Source organism: Leisingera aquaemixtae, from assembly GCF_001458395.1.
Lineage (GTDB): Bacteria > Pseudomonadota > Alphaproteobacteria > Rhodobacterales > Rhodobacteraceae > Leisingera > Leisingera aquaemixtae.
The window spans coordinates 248,993-264,372 of record NZ_CYSR01000022.1 but is presented as its reverse complement, the minus strand read 5'-3'; the positions used below and the strand labels follow the sequence as shown (position 1 = coordinate 264,372).

General features: G+C 63.9%; 18 protein-coding genes. 11 read left to right on the top strand and 7 right to left on the bottom strand.

From position 1 onward, the window contains the following. Window positions 1–24 precede the first annotated feature (24 nt). Window positions 25–447: a tellurite resistance TerB family protein gene (locus PHA8399_RS12020; RefSeq protein ID WP_058286381.1), complete on the bottom strand. Its 423-nt coding sequence runs from the start codon at window positions 445–447 to the stop codon at window positions 25–27. 252 nt (window positions 448–699) lie between these two features. On the opposite strand from PHA8399_RS12020, the gene PHA8399_RS12015 reads away from it, so the two are divergent. Then, window positions 700–2,343 (top strand): lysine--tRNA ligase, encoded by a 1,644-nt coding sequence (locus tag PHA8399_RS12015; protein ID WP_058286422.1) that lies wholly within the window; start codon window positions 700–702, stop codon window positions 2,341–2,343. 678 nt (window positions 2,344–3,021) lie between these two features. Further along, window positions 3,022–5,307: a glycosyl hydrolase family 28-related protein gene (locus PHA8399_RS12010; protein ID WP_058286380.1), complete on the top strand. Its 2,286-nt coding sequence runs from the start codon at window positions 3,022–3,024 to the stop codon at window positions 5,305–5,307. On the opposite strand, the gene PHA8399_RS12005 is transcribed toward PHA8399_RS12010, so the two are convergent. Beyond that, complete coding sequence (locus PHA8399_RS12005) at window positions 5,304–5,795, bottom strand: HugZ family pyridoxamine 5'-phosphate oxidase (protein ID WP_058286379.1); 492 nt, start codon at window positions 5,793–5,795, stop codon at window positions 5,304–5,306. The two genes, PHA8399_RS12010 and PHA8399_RS12005, sit on opposite strands and share 4 nt — an antisense overlap. A gap of 27 nt (window positions 5,796–5,822) precedes the next feature. Then, complete coding sequence (locus PHA8399_RS12000; RefSeq protein ID WP_058286378.1) at window positions 5,823–6,482, bottom strand: hypothetical protein; 660 nt, start codon at window positions 6,480–6,482, stop codon at window positions 5,823–5,825. A 155-nt stretch (window positions 6,483–6,637) separates the two neighbouring features. On the opposite strand from PHA8399_RS12000, the gene PHA8399_RS11995 reads away from it, so the two are divergent. After that, entirely contained in the window at window positions 6,638–6,961 is a 324-nt protein-coding gene (locus tag PHA8399_RS11995; protein WP_027236446.1) for an antibiotic biosynthesis monooxygenase family protein, read from the top strand. Window positions 6,962–7,066: 105 nt separating this feature from the next. Beyond that, on the top strand, window positions 7,067–7,474 hold the full coding sequence (locus PHA8399_RS11990) for a universal stress protein (RefSeq protein ID WP_058286377.1): 408 nt from the start codon (window positions 7,067–7,069) through the stop codon (window positions 7,472–7,474). Window positions 7,475–7,492: 18 nt separating this feature from the next. Here PHA8399_RS11990 and PHA8399_RS11985 read toward each other — a convergent pair whose 3' ends face one another. Then, window positions 7,493–8,098: a hypothetical protein gene (locus PHA8399_RS11985; RefSeq protein WP_058286376.1), complete on the bottom strand. Its 606-nt coding sequence runs from the start codon at window positions 8,096–8,098 to the stop codon at window positions 7,493–7,495. Window positions 8,099–8,253: 155 nt separating this feature from the next. Between PHA8399_RS11985 and PHA8399_RS11980 the strand changes: the two genes are divergently transcribed. Next, window positions 8,254–8,514 (top strand): TFIIB-type zinc ribbon-containing protein, encoded by a 261-nt coding sequence (locus tag PHA8399_RS11980; protein ID WP_058286375.1) that lies wholly within the window; start codon window positions 8,254–8,256, stop codon window positions 8,512–8,514. An 82-nt stretch (window positions 8,515–8,596) separates the two neighbouring features. On the opposite strand, the gene PHA8399_RS11975 is transcribed toward PHA8399_RS11980, so the two are convergent. Next, a complete protein-coding gene (locus PHA8399_RS11975) occupies window positions 8,597–9,064 on the bottom strand; it encodes an aminoacyl-tRNA deacylase (RefSeq protein ID WP_058286374.1) in 468 nt (155 codons plus the stop codon). Window positions 9,065–9,377: 313 nt separating this feature from the next. Between PHA8399_RS11975 and ettA the strand changes: the two genes are divergently transcribed. From ettA to PHA8399_RS11955, 4 genes are all read left to right on the top strand, one after another. Continuing rightward, the gene (gene ettA / locus PHA8399_RS11970) at window positions 9,378–11,033 is read left to right on the top strand and encodes an energy-dependent translational throttle protein EttA (RefSeq protein WP_058286373.1); all 1,656 of its coding nucleotides are present in this window, start codon (window positions 9,378–9,380) and stop codon (window positions 11,031–11,033) included. 283 nt (window positions 11,034–11,316) lie between these two features. After that, a complete protein-coding gene (locus PHA8399_RS22335; RefSeq protein WP_145977026.1) occupies window positions 11,317–12,153 on the top strand; it encodes a hypothetical protein in 837 nt (278 codons plus the stop codon). Between the two features lie 183 nt (window positions 12,154–12,336). Next, entirely contained in the window at window positions 12,337–12,558 is a 222-nt protein-coding gene (locus PHA8399_RS11960; protein WP_058286371.1) for a hypothetical protein, read from the top strand. A gap of 176 nt (window positions 12,559–12,734) precedes the next feature. After that, complete coding sequence (locus PHA8399_RS11955) at window positions 12,735–12,965, top strand: hypothetical protein (RefSeq protein ID WP_058286370.1); 231 nt, start codon at window positions 12,735–12,737, stop codon at window positions 12,963–12,965. A gap of 28 nt (window positions 12,966–12,993) precedes the next feature. On the opposite strand, the gene PHA8399_RS11950 is transcribed toward PHA8399_RS11955, so the two are convergent. After that, window positions 12,994–13,419, bottom strand: a complete 426-nt coding sequence (locus tag PHA8399_RS11950) for a thioredoxin domain-containing protein (protein ID WP_058286369.1) — start codon at window positions 13,417–13,419, stop codon at window positions 12,994–12,996. A gap of 232 nt (window positions 13,420–13,651) precedes the next feature. Between PHA8399_RS11950 and PHA8399_RS11945 the strand changes: the two genes are divergently transcribed. Both PHA8399_RS11945 and PHA8399_RS11940 read left to right on the top strand, forming a co-directional pair. Then, window positions 13,652–14,224 (top strand): L,D-transpeptidase, encoded by a 573-nt coding sequence (locus tag PHA8399_RS11945; RefSeq protein WP_058286421.1) that lies wholly within the window; start codon window positions 13,652–13,654, stop codon window positions 14,222–14,224. Between the two features lie 209 nt (window positions 14,225–14,433). Further along, entirely contained in the window at window positions 14,434–14,643 is a 210-nt protein-coding gene (locus PHA8399_RS11940; protein ID WP_008557431.1) for a cold-shock protein, read from the top strand. A gap of 59 nt (window positions 14,644–14,702) precedes the next feature. Here the strand turns inward: PHA8399_RS11940 and PHA8399_RS11935 are convergent, their stop codons facing one another. Continuing rightward, window positions 14,703–15,344, bottom strand: a complete 642-nt coding sequence (locus PHA8399_RS11935) for an arylesterase (protein WP_058286420.1) — start codon at window positions 15,342–15,344, stop codon at window positions 14,703–14,705. Window positions 15,345–15,380 lie beyond the last annotated feature (36 nt).

Below are 15,380 nucleotides of genomic sequence, written 5' to 3'. Positions count from 1 at the left end.
TCTGTCTCAAGCCTCAGGCGGCGCTCAGACCATATGGCGGGCACGCGCGCCGCGCTCGATCGCGGCGGCGTGCAGCCGGTCGATGTTCAGCTCATAGCGGACCTCAGCCAGAAACTCGAGCTCGGTCTCGCCCAGGATGCCATCGGCAGCGGCGACATCGCAGGCCAGCGCATAGGCAGTCTCGAACAGCCGCTCCGGCAGGTCATCGCGAACCAGGCCGAACAGCGCCTCCAGCCCGTCCTCCTGCTCGAACAGGTCCAGCACGGTGCGCGACACCCGGCTCACCCGGTCGATGTCATAGTCGGCAAAGACCGGCAGCATGTTGACCGCCGACTGGATCTTAACCAGCTCCGCGGTGCGGATGTTTTCGTCCGAGGCCGAGACCGCCACCATCAGGGCCACAAGGCAGTCCTGCGGGGTCATCGGATGCGGGGTTTGCTCACTCATGGACGAAATCCTTATTTGCGCAGTATTCACTCCGACAGGATAGGTACGCCCGCGGGGAGGTTCAATAACAGGCTGTGCCCAAGCGCCGGTTTTTGCGCGGCGCAACGCCGCAAATCCCGGCTGTGGCGGGGCTGGCATTATTGACTCATGCTGCATCGGCACAATAGAGGGAAGGGCCGGATACATAGGGTATCCGGGCAGATCATGCGGCACCCCGAAGAACTGACGCAACCGCCGCCGATGGAGAACATGATGTCTGATGTGCGCGAAGAAGCTCTGAAGAGCAAAGCCTGGCCGTTTGAAGAAGCCCGCCGGGTTCTCAAACGTTATGCCAAGGGCGCGCCGGAAAAGGGCTATGTCCTCTTCGAGACCGGCTATGGCCCCTCCGGCCTGCCGCACATCGGCACTTTCGGCGAGGTCGCCCGCACCACCATGATCAAGAAGGCGTTCGAGACCATCTCGGACATCCCGACCCGGCTGATCTGCTTCTCGGACGATCTGGACGGGATGCGCAAGGTGCCCGGCAACGTGCCCAACCAGGAGGCGCTGGCCGAACACCTGCAAAAGCCGCTCACCTCGGTGCCGGACCCGTTCGGCACGCACGAAAGCTTCGGCCATCACAACAACGCCATGCTGCGCCGGTTCCTGGACACCTTCGGGTTCGAGTATGAGTTCTACTCGGCCACCGAATTCTACCGGTCCGGCCAGTTCGACGAGATCCTGAAGCGTGCGGTCGACAAATACGACGACATCATGGCGATCATGCTGAAGTCCCTGCGCGAGGAGCGCCGCCAGACCTATTCGATCTTCCTGCCGATCCACCCGGAGACCGGCCGCGTGCTCTATGTGCCGATGAAGAAGGTCTGCACCGAGACCTACACCGTCACCTTCGACGACGAGGACGGCAAGGAATGGACCCTGCCCGTGACCGGCGGCAACGTGAAGCTGCAGTGGAAGCCGGACTTCGGCGCGCGCTGGGCTGCGCTGGAGGTCGATTTCGAGATGTACGGCAAGGACCACTCCACCAACACGCCGATCTATGACGGCATCTGCCGGGTGCTGGGCGTGCCCGCGCCGGAGCATTTCACCTATGAGCTGTTCCTCGATGAAAACGGCCAGAAGATCTCCAAATCCTCCGGCAACGGCGTCTCGATCGACGAATGGCTGACCTACGCCTCGACCGAGAGCCTGGCGTATTTCATGTACCAGAAGCCCAAGACCGCCAAGCGGATGCATTTCGACGTGATCCCCAAGGCGGTGGACGAATACCACCAGCAGCTGCGCGCCTACCGCACCCAGGACCTGAAGACGCAGCTCAATAACCCGGTTTGGCACATCCACGGCGGCGACGTTCCGCAGTCAGATATGGTGGTGCCGTTCTCGATGCTGTTGAACCTCGCTTCCGCCTCCAGCGCCGAGGACAAGGAAACCATGTGGGGCTTCATCAACAAATACGCCCCCAACGCCACCCCCGACACCCATCCGGGCATGGACCAGGCGGCGGGCTTTGCGGTGCGCTACTTCAACGACTTCGTGAAACCGGCCAAGGAATTCCGCCTGCCCACCGATCAGGAGCGCGCAGCGCTGCAGGATCTGGCGGATGCGCTGAAATCGCCGGAGGCCGCGCTGGCCGCGATTGCCAAGAAGAACGAGATCGCAGGCAGCACCGACCCGCTGCCCGAGGCCAATTTCGCGGATGAGGAATTCCTGCAGTCCGTGGTCTTCGCCATCGGCAAGATCCACGGATTCGAGCCGCTGCGCGCCTGGTTCTCGGCAATCTACGAAGTGCTGCTGGGCGCCTCCCAGGGCCCCCGCTTCGGCGGTTTCATCGCGCTTTACGGCGTCGAGGACACCATCGCCCTGATCGAAAAGGCGCTGGCGGGCGAGCTGGCCTGATCAGCATTAAATAACAATCAGTTAGGGCGCGGTTTTCCGCGCCCTTTTTCGGTTTCGGCCCTGTCGCGCACAGCAGCCCGCGGCCGTCCTGCGCGCAATAAAATTATCAGATCGCAAAAAAAATGTTTTGACGCTGCGTTACCTTGTCCTAACATTAAGAAACGGACCGGGACTGGCAGATGCGCAGTGTTCTGTTTGCGGGGGTAAGTGTTTTTCTTCTGACATTCCCGGTCTTAGCCCAGAGAGAGCCGGTCGCAGCCGTGACCGGCTCTCAGTTTGAGACCTTTCCTGAACCATGATGCTGAGACGGCGTTCACTTACGCCTGCCCGAACATCCGGCGGATTTTCGGCCCCCGGAACGGGTCGCCCGGATGGTGCGCTGGGGCGCTCCAATGGTCTGCCGCCCGGCCGGGGCGCGCTATCCAGCCCAGCGCGCGGCGGCGGGCTACCTGTGGCCTCGGCTGATGATCCCCGGCCGAAACGGCGCCGTGCACCCCCCGGATTGCCAAATGGTTAACCTGCAAATCTCTCTGTAAATCAACGCGGTACACATTCTTTAAGGACAGGATGAACGCGCCTGGCGGCAGGGCAGCGTACGCACCGCTTGGCAGGTTTTAACGCCGCTCCTGTACTTCCTTTTCCCCGAACGCGAGATGCGCAGCAGGAAAGGGTACTTCCATGAACAAGGCAATCACCGACGGTCTGCAGCTGATGCCCCCCGCCTTTGCGGAGGGTCTCAATGTCTGGTCCAGCGGCAACGGCACCCCCGGCTCGGACACCTATGACGGCGCCGCCAACGCGGTCTTTGTGGCGGCGGATGCGGACTTCGGCGGCTGTCTGGAGATCCAGAAGACCGAGAACATCCAGAAGCTGCGCTTCATGGGCCAGACGCCGCTGGAGCCGGGCTGCTACCTGCAGATCAAGGTGCGAATCAAAGCCGTCAGCGGCGCGCTGCCCGCGGTCCGCGTGGCCGGCTGGGCCGCGGCGGCGGGCGGCAGCCACATCGGCGGCGTGTCAGAATCCGGGATGCAGTATGCGCTCGGCCAATACGGCAGGGTGCTCGAAGTCACCGGCATCGTCGGCAGCGGCGACCGCCCCGGCGTGGATATGCCCTGGGGCCGCACCGCGGCCTATGGCCATTTCGGGCTCGACCTCACTGGCGCCAACGGCGGTGTCGTGCGGATCGACGATATCGAGATCACCGACATCACCAGCGCCTTCCTGCGTAAAATGCTGAGCGTGGTGGACGTGACCGACTATGGCGCGGTGGGCGATGGCAGCACCGACTGCACCGCAGCGTTCGAGGCCGCCGATGCCGCCGCCGCCGGGCGCCGCATCCTGGTCCCCGCAGGGGATTTCCACCTCGCCAGCACCGTGTCGCTGAGCCACGAAGCGGTGTTTGAAGGCACCGTGTCGATGCCCGCCAGCCAGATGCTGCTGCTGACGAAGAACTTCGATTTCCCCTCTTACGCGGCGGCCTTCGGCGACGAGGAGCTGGGCTTCAAGAAGGCGTTTCAGGCGCTGCTGAACAACGTGGACCATGAATCGCTGGACCTGAAGGGCCGCAAAATCACCGTGACCGCGCCGCTGGACATGCAGGCGGCGGTGCCGAACAAGACCTCCTATGCCACCCGCCGGATCATCCGCAACGGCCAACTGGAGGCCGCCAACAGCGCCGCCTGGGACACCGGCACCGTCACCTCCCAGGCGACCTACAGCCCCTCGCGGTCCACCAGGCTGACCAATGTCGCCAATATCGCCAATATCAAGGTCGGCTCCCTGGTGGAGGGCGCCGGGGTCGGCCGCGAGATCTATGTAAAGTCCAAGAACACCGGCGCCGGCGAGCTGACGCTGACCGCACCGCTGTTTGATGCGGCGGGCACCCAGACCTTCACCTTCCGCGACTTCAAGTATCTGGTGGATTTCAGCGGCTTCAGCGCGCTCAGCAAATTCGGCATGGAAGGCATCGAGTTCCAGTGCAATGCCCGCTGCAGCGCCCTGCGGCTGGCGCCCTCGGGCTCGGTGTTCTCGCTGGACGGCTGCTTCTTTTCGCGGCCCAAGGACCGCGGCATCACCTCGACCGGGACCGGCTGCCAGGGGATTCTGGTCGACAATTGCCAGTTCCTGTCAGCCGAGGATCCGCTGGATGTCGAAGACCGCGTCAGCATCGGCCTGAACGTGAATGCCAATGATGCCAAGCTGCGCAGCAACCGGGCCACCAAGTTCCGCCATTTCGCCCTGCTGGCAGGCGCCAACAACACGGTAACGGGCAATCATTTCTTTCAGGGCGACAACGTGGCGAACGGGGTCCGCTCTGCCGGGCTGGTGCTGGCGGCCAACAACTGCACCACCACCGTGTCGGACAATTACATCGACAACTGCTTTATCGAATGGACCAACGAGCGCGACCCGGCGCCGGATTTCACCACCGGCTTCTCCTTCAGCGCGCTGTCGGTGACCGCGAATGTGTTCCTGTCCGGCGACGTGGCGCCCTGGTTCAGCTATATCGTGATCAAACCCTACGGCAGCGGCCATTACCTGAACGGGCTGTCGGTGACCGGCAACAAGTTCCGCTCGCTCAACGGCAGTATCGACCGGGCGGAACGGGTTGATACCAGTTTTTCGGACCTGAATTTCTCCCGCGCCAATGATGTGGTGTTCGAGGGCAACATGTACCACAACGTCACCACCCATACCGCCAACCCCTTGCGGATACGGCACAATCAATCCTCTGCGTCGTCGTCCTGGGCGGTCAGGGCCAACGGGCAGCTGCCGTTTCAGGGCTACGCGCGCTATGTCGACAGCGTGGTGCCGCAGGGGCCAGTGCGGACCGGCGGCAACAGCACCCGCTACAGCATGCCCTACTGCGATACCCAGCAGGGCGCCAATAACGACGAAATCCGCCTGCGCTGGCAGGAGGCGCTGAAGGGCGAGGTTCAGGTGCTGCTGAGGATGGACGCCTAGGCCCGGGGCGGCGGCTGCAGATCGGCGGCGTCAAGATGGAAGGCTTTGCCGAAACCGCCATTCAGATAGGCCGCCGTCACCCGGAACCGGACAAAGCTGAAATCGGCCAGCTGCAGATACAGCTTGGCCTTGGGCTGGCGGCGCAGGTATTGCGCGGCCAGCGGGCCGTGCTCCGGGCTTTGGCGGCTGAGGAAGTCCGCCCGGCAGATCAGGCTGAGGCGGGGATGGCTGAGCGCATCGCCCTTGCCGCCCGGCTCTCCCACCAGCAGGGAGCAGGCGGGGGTTCTGCGCAGCGCGCGGGTGTGCTGGGCCAGGTCCGAGATCAGGCTGACCGGGCCGCCCTGCGGATCCAGGCCGAACGCCACCCTTGTGACCAGCGGGGTGCCCTCCTCCAGCAGCACCCCAAGCGCGGCAAAGCGGGCCTCAGCCATCAGGCTTTGCGCCAGCTGGCGGGCATCGTCATCGGCGGGGCGGACCGGCGCGGGCATGGGCACCTCCTGAGTTTGGCGCAACGTTCAGAACTTCTGCCACAAGCCCAGTTTCAGGCCAAGGCTGCGCTGGCCGGCCTGGCGGTATTCCAAGCCCACAATCAGCTCCCGCTTCTGCTTCAGCGGGTAGCGCAGCGAGGAGGTCAGCGCATAGGTGAGCTGCCCGCCCTCCGGCTTGGACAGCTCGGCCTGCAGCATCGGCGCCGCCTTGCCGGGACGGTTCAGCCCGATGGTGGCGTCCAGCTTCCAGATCGCGTCCAACCCGCTGTTGCGCAGCTCATAAGCGGCATCAATGGCCAGCCAGCCGGACCCGCGGCCGGTCTCGATGCCGCGCCCGTAGGACAGGGTGGTTCTTTGCATCAGCTGCCACAGGCCCCGGTCATGATTGCCGCCCGCCGCGGTCTCCACCGCCAGCCGGGAACGCTCGCCGGTGTGCAAGGGCAGCCGGGCAAAGAGCAGCGCATGGCCCGACACATCCGCGTTCCGGTTCAGATCAACCCCCAGGGTCAGCTTGGGCGTGACCCCGTAGGCGCCGTAATAGCCCAGCTCATACGCGGCGGCGCGGCCGCTGTGCCGCCAGGCGGCGCTGGCGGCTGCGAAACCGTGGCCCGGCTGTTCCAGCCACGCCCCGCCAGCCGCCGGCTGGGCCAGCGCCAGGGCAAGAGCGGCAGCAAAGGCAGGTTTCATCCCGGAGCCTCAGGGTTGGCGTGCGCCAACGGTTCCGCGTTATGGTTAAGGTTGTGTTAACTGCCCCCAAAGACCTCTATGCGCGCACGCCCGAAAAAACCCGTGCGCTTTCGCCGCGAACAGGCGTAGGCTGGAGGCAGTCAACGGAGGAGCCAATGCCGAAAATCGCAAAAACCGCTGATATCCAGACCGTTATCACCACCTTCGAGATGACGCCCGGGACCTGTCAGGACCTGCTGGAGGCGCTGGAGGATGCCTATCGCGAGTTCATCTCCAAGCAGCCCGGCTTCATTTCGGCCGGCTTGCATGTGAATGACGCGCAGACCCGGATCGCCAACTATTCGCAGTGGCGCCGCCGCGAGGATTTCATGGCGATGCTGCGCAGCGCGGAAATGCGCGAGCGCAACCGCAAGATCAATGAGCTGTGCCGCAGCTTTGAGCCGGTGATGTACGACGTGGCGGAGGTCTTTGGCTCGTAACCCCCTGCCCCGCCCCGCGGGCCGGCGGCTGCCTTGACGCGGGTCAAGGCAGGGCGCTGCGGTCCTCGTTACTCTGACTCAGGTTTCAAGCAATGGAGGCGACCTATGTATCATAACGTTCTGGTGCCGATTTCCTTTGATCCGGAGCGCGATATCACCGGGCCGCTGAAAGTGGCACGGCTGCTTTCGGCGCCTGGGGCCAAGGTGACGCTGCTGCATGTGATCGAACAGGTCCCGGCCTATGCGATCTCCTATGTGCCGGCGGATTTCATGGAAGACACCCGCCAGGCGCTGCAGGCGGAACTGGACGGGCTGGCGCAGACCCTGCCCAACGCCGAGGGCGTGCTGGTGGAGGGCCATTCCGGCCGCACCATCCTGGACTGGGCCGAGCAGAACAAGCCGGACCTGATCATCCTCGCCTCGCACCGCCCGTCGATGCAGGACTTTCTCTGGGGGTCGACGTCGGGCCATGTGGTGCGCCACGCGGCCTGCGCGGTGCATGTCGTGCGCTGACGCGGCGGCGGCGCAGGATCAGGCCGGCACCGCCTTTTTCAGGAGGTGCCAGGCCAGCCGCACCGCGGCGCCCGGCAGCATCGCGGAGCGCAGCAGCACCTTGTTGGAATTCACCGCCTCGGCGATGCGGGCATAGTGAACCTGTTTGTCCGCGGGCGAGCGCAGCAGGACCGTTTCCGCCTGCTGCATCGCCCGCTCCGCCTGCCGTTTGACCTGCGGCACCGCGGCCGGCTTGACCGCCCGGTAGTAGTTCAGCCCCTTGCGCACAGGAGCTTGCGCCGGGTCGAGGTTCTGTTTCACGGCCTGCGTCAGGGTTTCTTCGACCTGCACCAGCGCTTTGGCTGCTTCGGCATAGGACTGGTTGCTGTCCAGCTTCTGCGCCGCCAGCTTGTAAGTGTGGCGGTAGCAGTCGAATTTATAGACTTGCGGCAGCTCACCGCAGCGGTCGAAGCCGCGGGTCAAGGTGGTGACAACCGCCCGCGTGGTTCGCGAACTGAGCCCGCTGCTCTGGCCGCCGCCGCCTTCTCCGCCGCCGCCTCCACCGCCTTCGCCGCCCCTGGCATGGGCCGGGGCCGCTGCGAGGATCAGGGTCAGAACCCCTGCCTGGATGGTCTTTCTGCTCATCTTCCGCCTCCGTGATTTTCCGGGCAGCTTACCATGGGTGAGTTGCGCAAAAATGGGCGGAAAGCCGCTAATTCTGCTTTTTTGCGCTGCCTTTGTCTTGTGCAGCACAGCCGCACTGCCCACGTGAAGGGCAGGAGTTGAGGAAGGAGACGCAGATGCAGTGCCCGATTGACGGAACCACTTTGGTCATGGCCGACCGTGCCGGGGTGGAGATCGACTATTGCCCGCAGTGCCGCGGGGTGTGGCTGGACCGGGGCGAGCTGGACAAGATCATCGAACGCTCTGCCCAGCCCGCGCAGGCCGCGCCGAAGCCGCCGCGCCATGAGGAGCGGGGCGGGCATCACGATCCGCGCTACAACAAGCCGAACAAGAAGAAGAGCAAGAAGAACTTCCTGGAAGATCTGTTCGATTTCTGACGCACCGGCAGGCGCCGCCCCGGGGATCGGGGCAGCTGGCCGGCGGGGGAGATCAGCGGGCCGCTGGCGCGCGTGTCAGTGGTTAGTGGACCGTGCAGAAAGAGCCGTGCTTGGCGTCCTTCATCAGGGTGTCGAAATCGTCCCCCTTCATTTCGATCAGCGTCTTGTGGTCGCCGGCCTCGAACCAGACCTTGTCCAGGCCGGTCAGGCTGTCGTCGATGACGGTGGGCACATGATAGGCCGCGCCGACGCAGGGCGCCGCGCCCGGGTCGCAATCGTCAAAGACCTGGTTCAGCTCATATTCCGGCGCCAGCCCCAGGCGGCGGTCCATGATCGTTTGCAGCGCGTGCAGGTCAACCGTCTGGTTGGACGGCACGACGGCCAGGACCGGGCCTTCCTCCATATGGATGAGCACGGATTTGGCCAGGTGATCCCCTGGCACATGCGCCGATTCCGCGCATTCTGCCGCAGTGGCGGTATAGGGATGGCGGACGGTGCCGAACGGCAGGCCCTGTGCCTCGAGATGATGTTTCAGGCGTGAGGCGATCATCGTGGGGTCCTCCTGTGCTGTGAAGGCCCCCGGGCCGCTCTGGCTCAGGTCTGGGCTGCCTACGGGCCGGGTCGGTCCGTATTCCGGCGGCGTCGTCAGGTCTGGGCGCGGCAAACGGCAATCCGGGGCGCCCTCGTGTTTCTGGTGCCCCCCACTTTGCGCCCGATGGGGTGAGTCGGGCAAGGGCGGCTTGCGGGCGCCCTGTCTGCCGTCCGCACCCAGGCCGCTGCAGAGCCCGCATCCCTCATTGCCCCCCGTCCCCCCTTCGGCTATCACACCAGCCAGCAAATTCCCCCCTTAACGGAGCAATCAGATGGCCTCCTACCAGTACGTCTACCACATGCAGGGTGTCTCCAAGACCTACCCGGGTGGCAAGAAATGCTTTGAAAATATCCACCTCTCCTTCCTGCCCGGCGTGAAGATCGGTGTGGTCGGCGTCAACGGCGCCGGTAAGTCCACGCTGATGAAGATCATGGCGGGCCTCGACAAGGATTACACCGGCGAGGCCTGGGCCGCCGAGGGCGCCAAGGTCGGCTACCTGCCGCAGGAGCCGAAGCTGGACGAGAGCCTGACCGTGCGCGAGAACGTCATGCTGGGCGTGAAGGCCAAGAAGGACATCCTGGACCGCTACAACGAGCTGGCGATGAACTACTCGGACGAGACCGCCGAGGAGATGGCCAAGCTGCAGGACGAGATCGACGCCCAGAACCTGTGGGACCTGGACAGCCAGGTGGACGTCTCCATGGAGGCGCTGCGCTGCCCGCCGGACGATGCGATGCCCGCCAACCTTTCGGGCGGTGAGCGCCGCCGGGTGGCGCTGTGCAAGCTGCTGCTCGAAGCCCCCGACATGCTGCTGCTTGACGAACCGACCAACCACCTGGACGCCGAGACCATTGCCTGGCTGCAGCAGCACCTGATCGACTACAAGGGCACCATCCTGTGTGTCACCCACGACCGCTACTTCCTGGATGATATTACGGGCTGGATCCTGGAACTGGACCGCGGCCGTGGCATTCCCTACGAGGGCAACTATTCCAGCTGGCTGGAGCAGAAGGCGAAACGCCTGAGCCAGGAAGCCCGCGAGGACAAGGCCAAGCAGAAGACGCTGGAGCGCGAACTGGAATGGATGCAGCAGGGCCAGAAAGCCCGCCAGGCGAAATCCAAGGCGCGTATCGCCGCCTATAACGAGATGGCGTCGCAGTCCGAGCGCGAGAAAGTCGGCCGCGCCCAGATCGTCATTCCGAACGGCCCGCGCCTGGGGTCGAAGGTGATCGAGGTGAACGGCCTCGCCAAACACTATGGCGACAAGCAGCTGATCGAAGGCCTTGAATTCTCGCTGCCGCCGGGCGGCATTGTCGGCGTGATCGGCCCCAACGGCGCCGGTAAATCGACCCTGTTCCGGATGCTGACCGGCCAGGAACAGCCTGATGAGGGCTCTGTTGAGTACGGCGATACCGTGAAGCTCAGCTATGTCGACCAGTCGCGCGACGACCTGAACGACAACGACACCGTGTGGGAAGCGATCTCCGGCGGCGCCGAGATCATCGAGCTGGGCGACGCGCAGGTGAACTCCCGCGCCTATTGCTCCTCCTTCAACTTCAAGGGCGGCGACCAGCAGAAGAAACTGTCGCTGCTGTCGGGCGGTGAGCGCAACCGGGTTCACATGGCGCGGCTGCTGAAAGAGGGCGGCAACGTGCTGCTCTTGGACGAGCCGACCAACGACCTGGACGTGGAAACCCTGCGGGCGCTGGAAGACGCGCTGGTGGATTTCGCCGGCTGCGCCGTGGTGATCTCGCACGACCGTTTCTTCCTCGACCGGATCTGCACCCACATCCTGGCCTTTGAAGGCGACGCCCATGTGGAGTGGTTCGAGGGCAACTTCGAGGACTACGAGGAGGACAAGAAGCGCCGCCTGGGTCCGGACGCGCTGGAGCCCAAGCGGTTGAAGCACAAGAAGTTTGTGCGGTGAACTGACATCAGTCAAATATGTGCCAGGGGAAACTCTGGCACATTTTTTTTGCGTTTTCCCAGGTCGTTTCGGGGCAGCGCAGACGCGCGGAAAATCTAACGGCGGCCGTGCGCCCGCCGGGCAGAACGTAAGCGTTATTTTCGCCTTCAGGACTCAAATGCCCTCGGGTCCGAATGCAGGGGTGTCAGCGAGGCGGGACTGGCATGCCTGACCGGCGGCGCTAAACTAAGGAGGATTACGAAGCACGCAAGGGCGAGCAGCGGTGCCAGTTTGAGGTTAGTGTATGTTCCTATCCGACGAGTTTGTTTACGTTGACTTGAACAAGACGGGTAGTGTGTCTGTTTTGAATTGGCTGCACGCGCTCGAATTTCCGCCGCGACAGGTGACACACCACTTGAAGCCTGATGAGGCTATCGCCTCAAGCGGCATTCTGAAATTTGCGACGATCCGAAACCCTTGGGATTATTACCTTTCTCTCTGGTCTTACGGCGTAAAGCGAAAAAGGAAGTCGGGACCCTACCTGGCTCTGACACGGTTCCGGCCATTGAAGAGCCGTGGTTACACACAGAACCCGTTCCGCGCGGTATGCGGGTTTGTCCCTGCCCTTCTCGCTGCAGCACGCCAGGACTGGACAGCAAATCTGCACCTGTATGCCGATCCGAACAATCCCGACGCTTTTCGGACATGGCTTCGCAAAGTAATGGATCCCAAGCTGGCGCCCTTGCTGTCTGGCGCATATTATTCCTCGCGCCTTCACAGCCACAGCGGCCTTTACAGCTACCGGTTTTGCAACCTCTATTGCGCCGGCAGCAAAACCCTGCACTCGGGACATCTGCGAGATCCCCAGTCTCTTGCGGAATGGGCCGAAGAGAACTGTTATATTGACCGTTTTCTGCATACCGAGAGCCTAGCGGCCGATTTCCGGTCGGTCATGATCGACCACAGGCTGGCAAGGGCCGAAACGCTGGATACCGTGATTGGCGCGGGCAAGCCCATGAACGCATCGCGCTCGGCAGCCGCGAAAAGATCGGATTTTTACGATATGGAAACCCGGCAGCTCGTCGCGGACCGCGAGAGCCTGATCATCAACCGGTTTGGCTATGAGTTCATGGAAGAGTGAGCCCCGCCAGGGGCGTTGTGCGACAAAGCCGCTCTGACCGCGAAACAGCGCCCGCTCGCCAACTATTTACGCTGGTTTCTATACACTTCCGGAATCTTAACGCTTTGATAACCTTCTTGGCCGGATGATGGCCGCAGAAGCAGACGGGCAATGGGGCCGTGCTGCGCGGATCGGGGAGGCATCATGGCCTGGGCAGGCATTTTCCTTGGAATGATCGCGGGTCTGTTCGCTGCGGTTTACGGATATGCGGCATTCGGGCTGCCGGTCTGGCTCTGCCTGCTGATGTACCCGGCGGCCGGCACGGCGGTGACCCTTGCGGCGACCGCGCTGCTGGCCTGGCGCAGCTTTCCCCCCGGCCCTGCGGGCGGAGCAGGCGTCTGCCAGAGAGAGGCAGCCGCCGCCTGACACGGCCAGCGCAGCGCGGCGGCGGGATACGGCAGAGGCCGGAATTACCACCAAAGGCATAGCTGAAAGCCGTACTTTCCACTTATAAGGCGGAAAGCCTCCTCTTTTGCACAGTTGTTTCGCGATACTCCTGTTCTACCTCTCTGTAAGCGATCAAGGCGCATTGGAGACCAAGCATGGCCTGGGTGAGTTCTGTCATAGGGGCGGTTGGCGCCTTGGGCCTGTTGCTTGCCGCTGTGTTCCTTGGCGGCTGGCCCGTTTGGCTCGCCGTCCTGCTTTATCCTTTTGAGGCGGCGCTTCTGGCGTTTGCCGTGATCGCTTCGCTGTCCTGGCGCAACCGCCGCAGCAGCGCAAAAGCCAGCCAGAGGCCGGACAAACCGCAGGGGCTGGGTCAGCGGCCGTTCTGAGCGCGCGCGGGGCGGCCGGAAGCCTGCCTCAGCCGCGCAGCCAGCTGACGATCTGACCCTGCCGCATGGCGCCGGCCTGGCGCTTTTTCTCCTTGCCGCGCTCAAAGGCGATGAGGGCGGGAATGCCGCGGATCCGGTAGCGGGCGGCTGCGGACGGGTGATCCTGGGTGTTGAGCTTGACCAGCCGGGCCTGCACGCCCAGCGTCTTGGCCGCCTTGGCAAACTCCGGCGCCATGGACCGGCAGGGCCCGCACCAGGGTGCCCAGAAATCCGCCACCAGCGGCAGGTCATCGTTCTGCACGGCTTTCTGCAGGATCGCCGGATCCACGTCCGCCGGCGTGCCCGGCAGCAGCGCCGCACCGCAGGTTGCGCATTTCGGGCCGCGGCCCAGCTTGTCCTCCGGCACCCGGTTCAGCTGGGCGCAGGACAGGCAGGTCAGGGTCTTGGCTCCCATGGGTTCGCCTCCTCAAGCAGTCGCATGGCCTTGGTATAGCCGCCCGGCACCGCGGCGCAAGGCTGCAGGCAGCCGCTGCCGCAAAGCCGCAACCGGGGGCGCGGCAGCGGGGTCTGCCGCCTTGGGCCGCGCCGCATGCAACACTTGCCCGCCCGGGTTCGGAAAGCCGTTGACCGGCCGCCGTTCCAACCGGAAGATGAGGGGACCTGCAACAGACTACGGGGATATGGCCATGATTTCACGCCGGAAGATTCTGAGCTCGGGCACCGCAGCCGCCGCAGCCTCTTTGCTGCCGCTGCCTGCCCTGGCCCGCACAAAAGACCCAGTGGTGTTTGACCCGGCCCCGCAGGAAGTGCGGATCAGGAAGGATTTCGCCCCGGGCCAGATCCTGGTGCTGCCGCGCTCCTATTACCTGTATTTCGTCACCGATAAGCGCAAGGCGATCCGCTATGGCGTGGGGGTCGGCAAGGCCGGGCTGGAATTCACTGGCCAGGCGGTGATCCAGCGCAAGAAGGTATGGCCCACCTGGCGCCCCACCGACGAGATGATCGAACGCGACCCCAGGGCCTATGCGAAATTCGTCGACAATGAGTATATCCAGCCCGGCGGGCCGGATAATCCGCTGGGCGCGCGGGCGCTCTATCTGTTCCAGAACGGGGTCGACACCTACTTCCGCATCCACGGCACCAACCAGCCGCAGACCATTGGCCACTCGGTGTCGAACGGCTGTATCCGGATGATGAACGAGCATGTGGTGGACCTGTACGAGCGGGTGCCGCTGGGCACGGTTGTAACGGTGCTTTAGGCCCCGGCCTGCGGAAATTTGCCGCGAACCCCTGTTTTACACCGCAATTTTTCTTGCACCAGAGGGGATTCGCACCCAATTCTGTCACGGCAATGTTACGCGAATGCTATCACTATGCCTCACCCGGCGCGGTCATGAGCATCTGCAAAACTTGCCGGACTGCCGCATAAGCGGGCAGGGAACTGAAGACGACTTAGGAGAAATCGACGATGGCCACCGGCACCGTCAAATGGTTCAACACCACCAAAGGCTATGGCTTTATTGCACCCGAAGACGGCGGCAAGGACATTTTTGTCCATATTTCCGCTGTTGAGCGTTCCGGGCTGACCGGCCTCGCGGACAATCAGAAAGTGACCTATGAGCTGCGCGCAGGCCGCGACGGCCGTGAATCCGCAGTGGATATCGCGCTGGTCTCCTGATCCGGATCTTCCGATCTGCTTTGAAAATTCCAAAACAGCCCTGACGGCCAGGGCTGTTTTCAGCTGCCAATTGCGGCGATCAGCTGCAGGGCCGCCGGCCCGATGGCAGCGGCATTCAGCGCCACGCCCCGGGCGTTGGGGTGGATGCCGTCGTCCTGCATGAGGGCCTGCGCCGCCGCCGGGTCCCCGCCCGCTTCTGCCGCCATGCCCGCAAAGGCATCCGGGTGCAGCACCGCGCCGAACTCTGCCGCCAGCTCCGGGTAGATCGCGTCAAACGCCTGCTTGTACTCCGGCCCGTAGTTGCGCGGGGCCTTCATGCCGATCAGCAGGACCTCAACCCCCTTGTCCTGCGCCGTCTGCAGGATGCGGGTCAGGTTGGCGCGCGCCTCCTGCGGCTCAAGCCCGCGCAGCATGTCATTGCCGCCCAGGAGCACGATCAGCCCGTCGGGGTTGTCTGACAGGGTCCACTCGGCGCGCTCTGCCCCGCCTGCGGTGGTGTCGCCGGAAACGCCCGCATTCTGCAACACGGCCTCGGCGCCGTTTTCGTTCAGCCAGCGTTCCAGCTGCGGCACCAGCCCCTGCCCCTGCGGCAGCCCGTAGCCCTGCACCAGGCTGTCGCCCAGGGCGGTGATCCGCAGCGGATCCGCCCAGGCGGGGGCGGTGAAAAGCAGCAAACTCAGCAGTGCCAATGTCTTGCGCATGGCGGCAAACACTCCATATCCGTTAGGTGCACCCAA

Coding starts and splice junctions, on each gene's coding strand:
- PHA8399_RS11950 (WP_058286369.1), bottom strand. CDS start 13,419: ATGGGAGCCAAGACCCTGACCTGCCTGTCCTGCGCCCAGCTGAACCGG.
- PHA8399_RS11990 (WP_058286377.1), top strand. CDS start 7,067: ATGTATCATAACGTTCTGGTGCCGATTTCCTTTGATCCGGAGCGCGAT.
- PHA8399_RS11935 (WP_058286420.1), bottom strand. CDS start 15,344: ATGCGCAAGACATTGGCACTGCTGAGTTTGCTGCTTTTCACCGCCCCC.
- PHA8399_RS11985 (WP_058286376.1), bottom strand. CDS start 8,098: ATGAGCAGAAAGACCATCCAGGCAGGGGTTCTGACCCTGATCCTCGCA.
- PHA8399_RS11945 (WP_058286421.1), top strand. CDS start 13,652: ATGATTTCACGCCGGAAGATTCTGAGCTCGGGCACCGCAGCCGCCGCA.
- PHA8399_RS12000 (WP_058286378.1), bottom strand. CDS start 6,482: ATGAAACCTGCCTTTGCTGCCGCTCTTGCCCTGGCGCTGGCCCAGCCG.
- PHA8399_RS12005 (WP_058286379.1), bottom strand. CDS start 5,795: ATGCCCGCGCCGGTCCGCCCCGCCGATGACGATGCCCGCCAGCTGGCG.
- PHA8399_RS12010 (WP_058286380.1), top strand. CDS start 3,022: ATGAACAAGGCAATCACCGACGGTCTGCAGCTGATGCCCCCCGCCTTT.
- PHA8399_RS11975 (WP_058286374.1), bottom strand. CDS start 9,064: ATGATCGCCTCACGCCTGAAACATCATCTCGAGGCACAGGGCCTGCCG.
- PHA8399_RS22335 (WP_145977026.1), top strand. CDS start 11,317: ATGTTCCTATCCGACGAGTTTGTTTACGTTGACTTGAACAAGACGGGT.
- PHA8399_RS11960 (WP_058286371.1), top strand. CDS start 12,337: ATGGCCTGGGCAGGCATTTTCCTTGGAATGATCGCGGGTCTGTTCGCT.
- ettA (WP_058286373.1), top strand. CDS start 9,378: ATGGCCTCCTACCAGTACGTCTACCACATGCAGGGTGTCTCCAAGACC.
- PHA8399_RS12020 (WP_058286381.1), bottom strand. CDS start 447: ATGAGTGAGCAAACCCCGCATCCGATGACCCCGCAGGACTGCCTTGTG.
- PHA8399_RS11940 (WP_008557431.1), top strand. CDS start 14,434: ATGGCCACCGGCACCGTCAAATGGTTCAACACCACCAAAGGCTATGGC.
- PHA8399_RS11980 (WP_058286375.1), top strand. CDS start 8,254: ATGCAGTGCCCGATTGACGGAACCACTTTGGTCATGGCCGACCGTGCC.
- PHA8399_RS11955 (WP_058286370.1), top strand. CDS start 12,735: ATGGCCTGGGTGAGTTCTGTCATAGGGGCGGTTGGCGCCTTGGGCCTG.
- PHA8399_RS12015 (WP_058286422.1), top strand. CDS start 700: ATGTCTGATGTGCGCGAAGAAGCTCTGAAGAGCAAAGCCTGGCCGTTT.
- PHA8399_RS11995 (WP_027236446.1), top strand. CDS start 6,638: ATGCCGAAAATCGCAAAAACCGCTGATATCCAGACCGTTATCACCACC.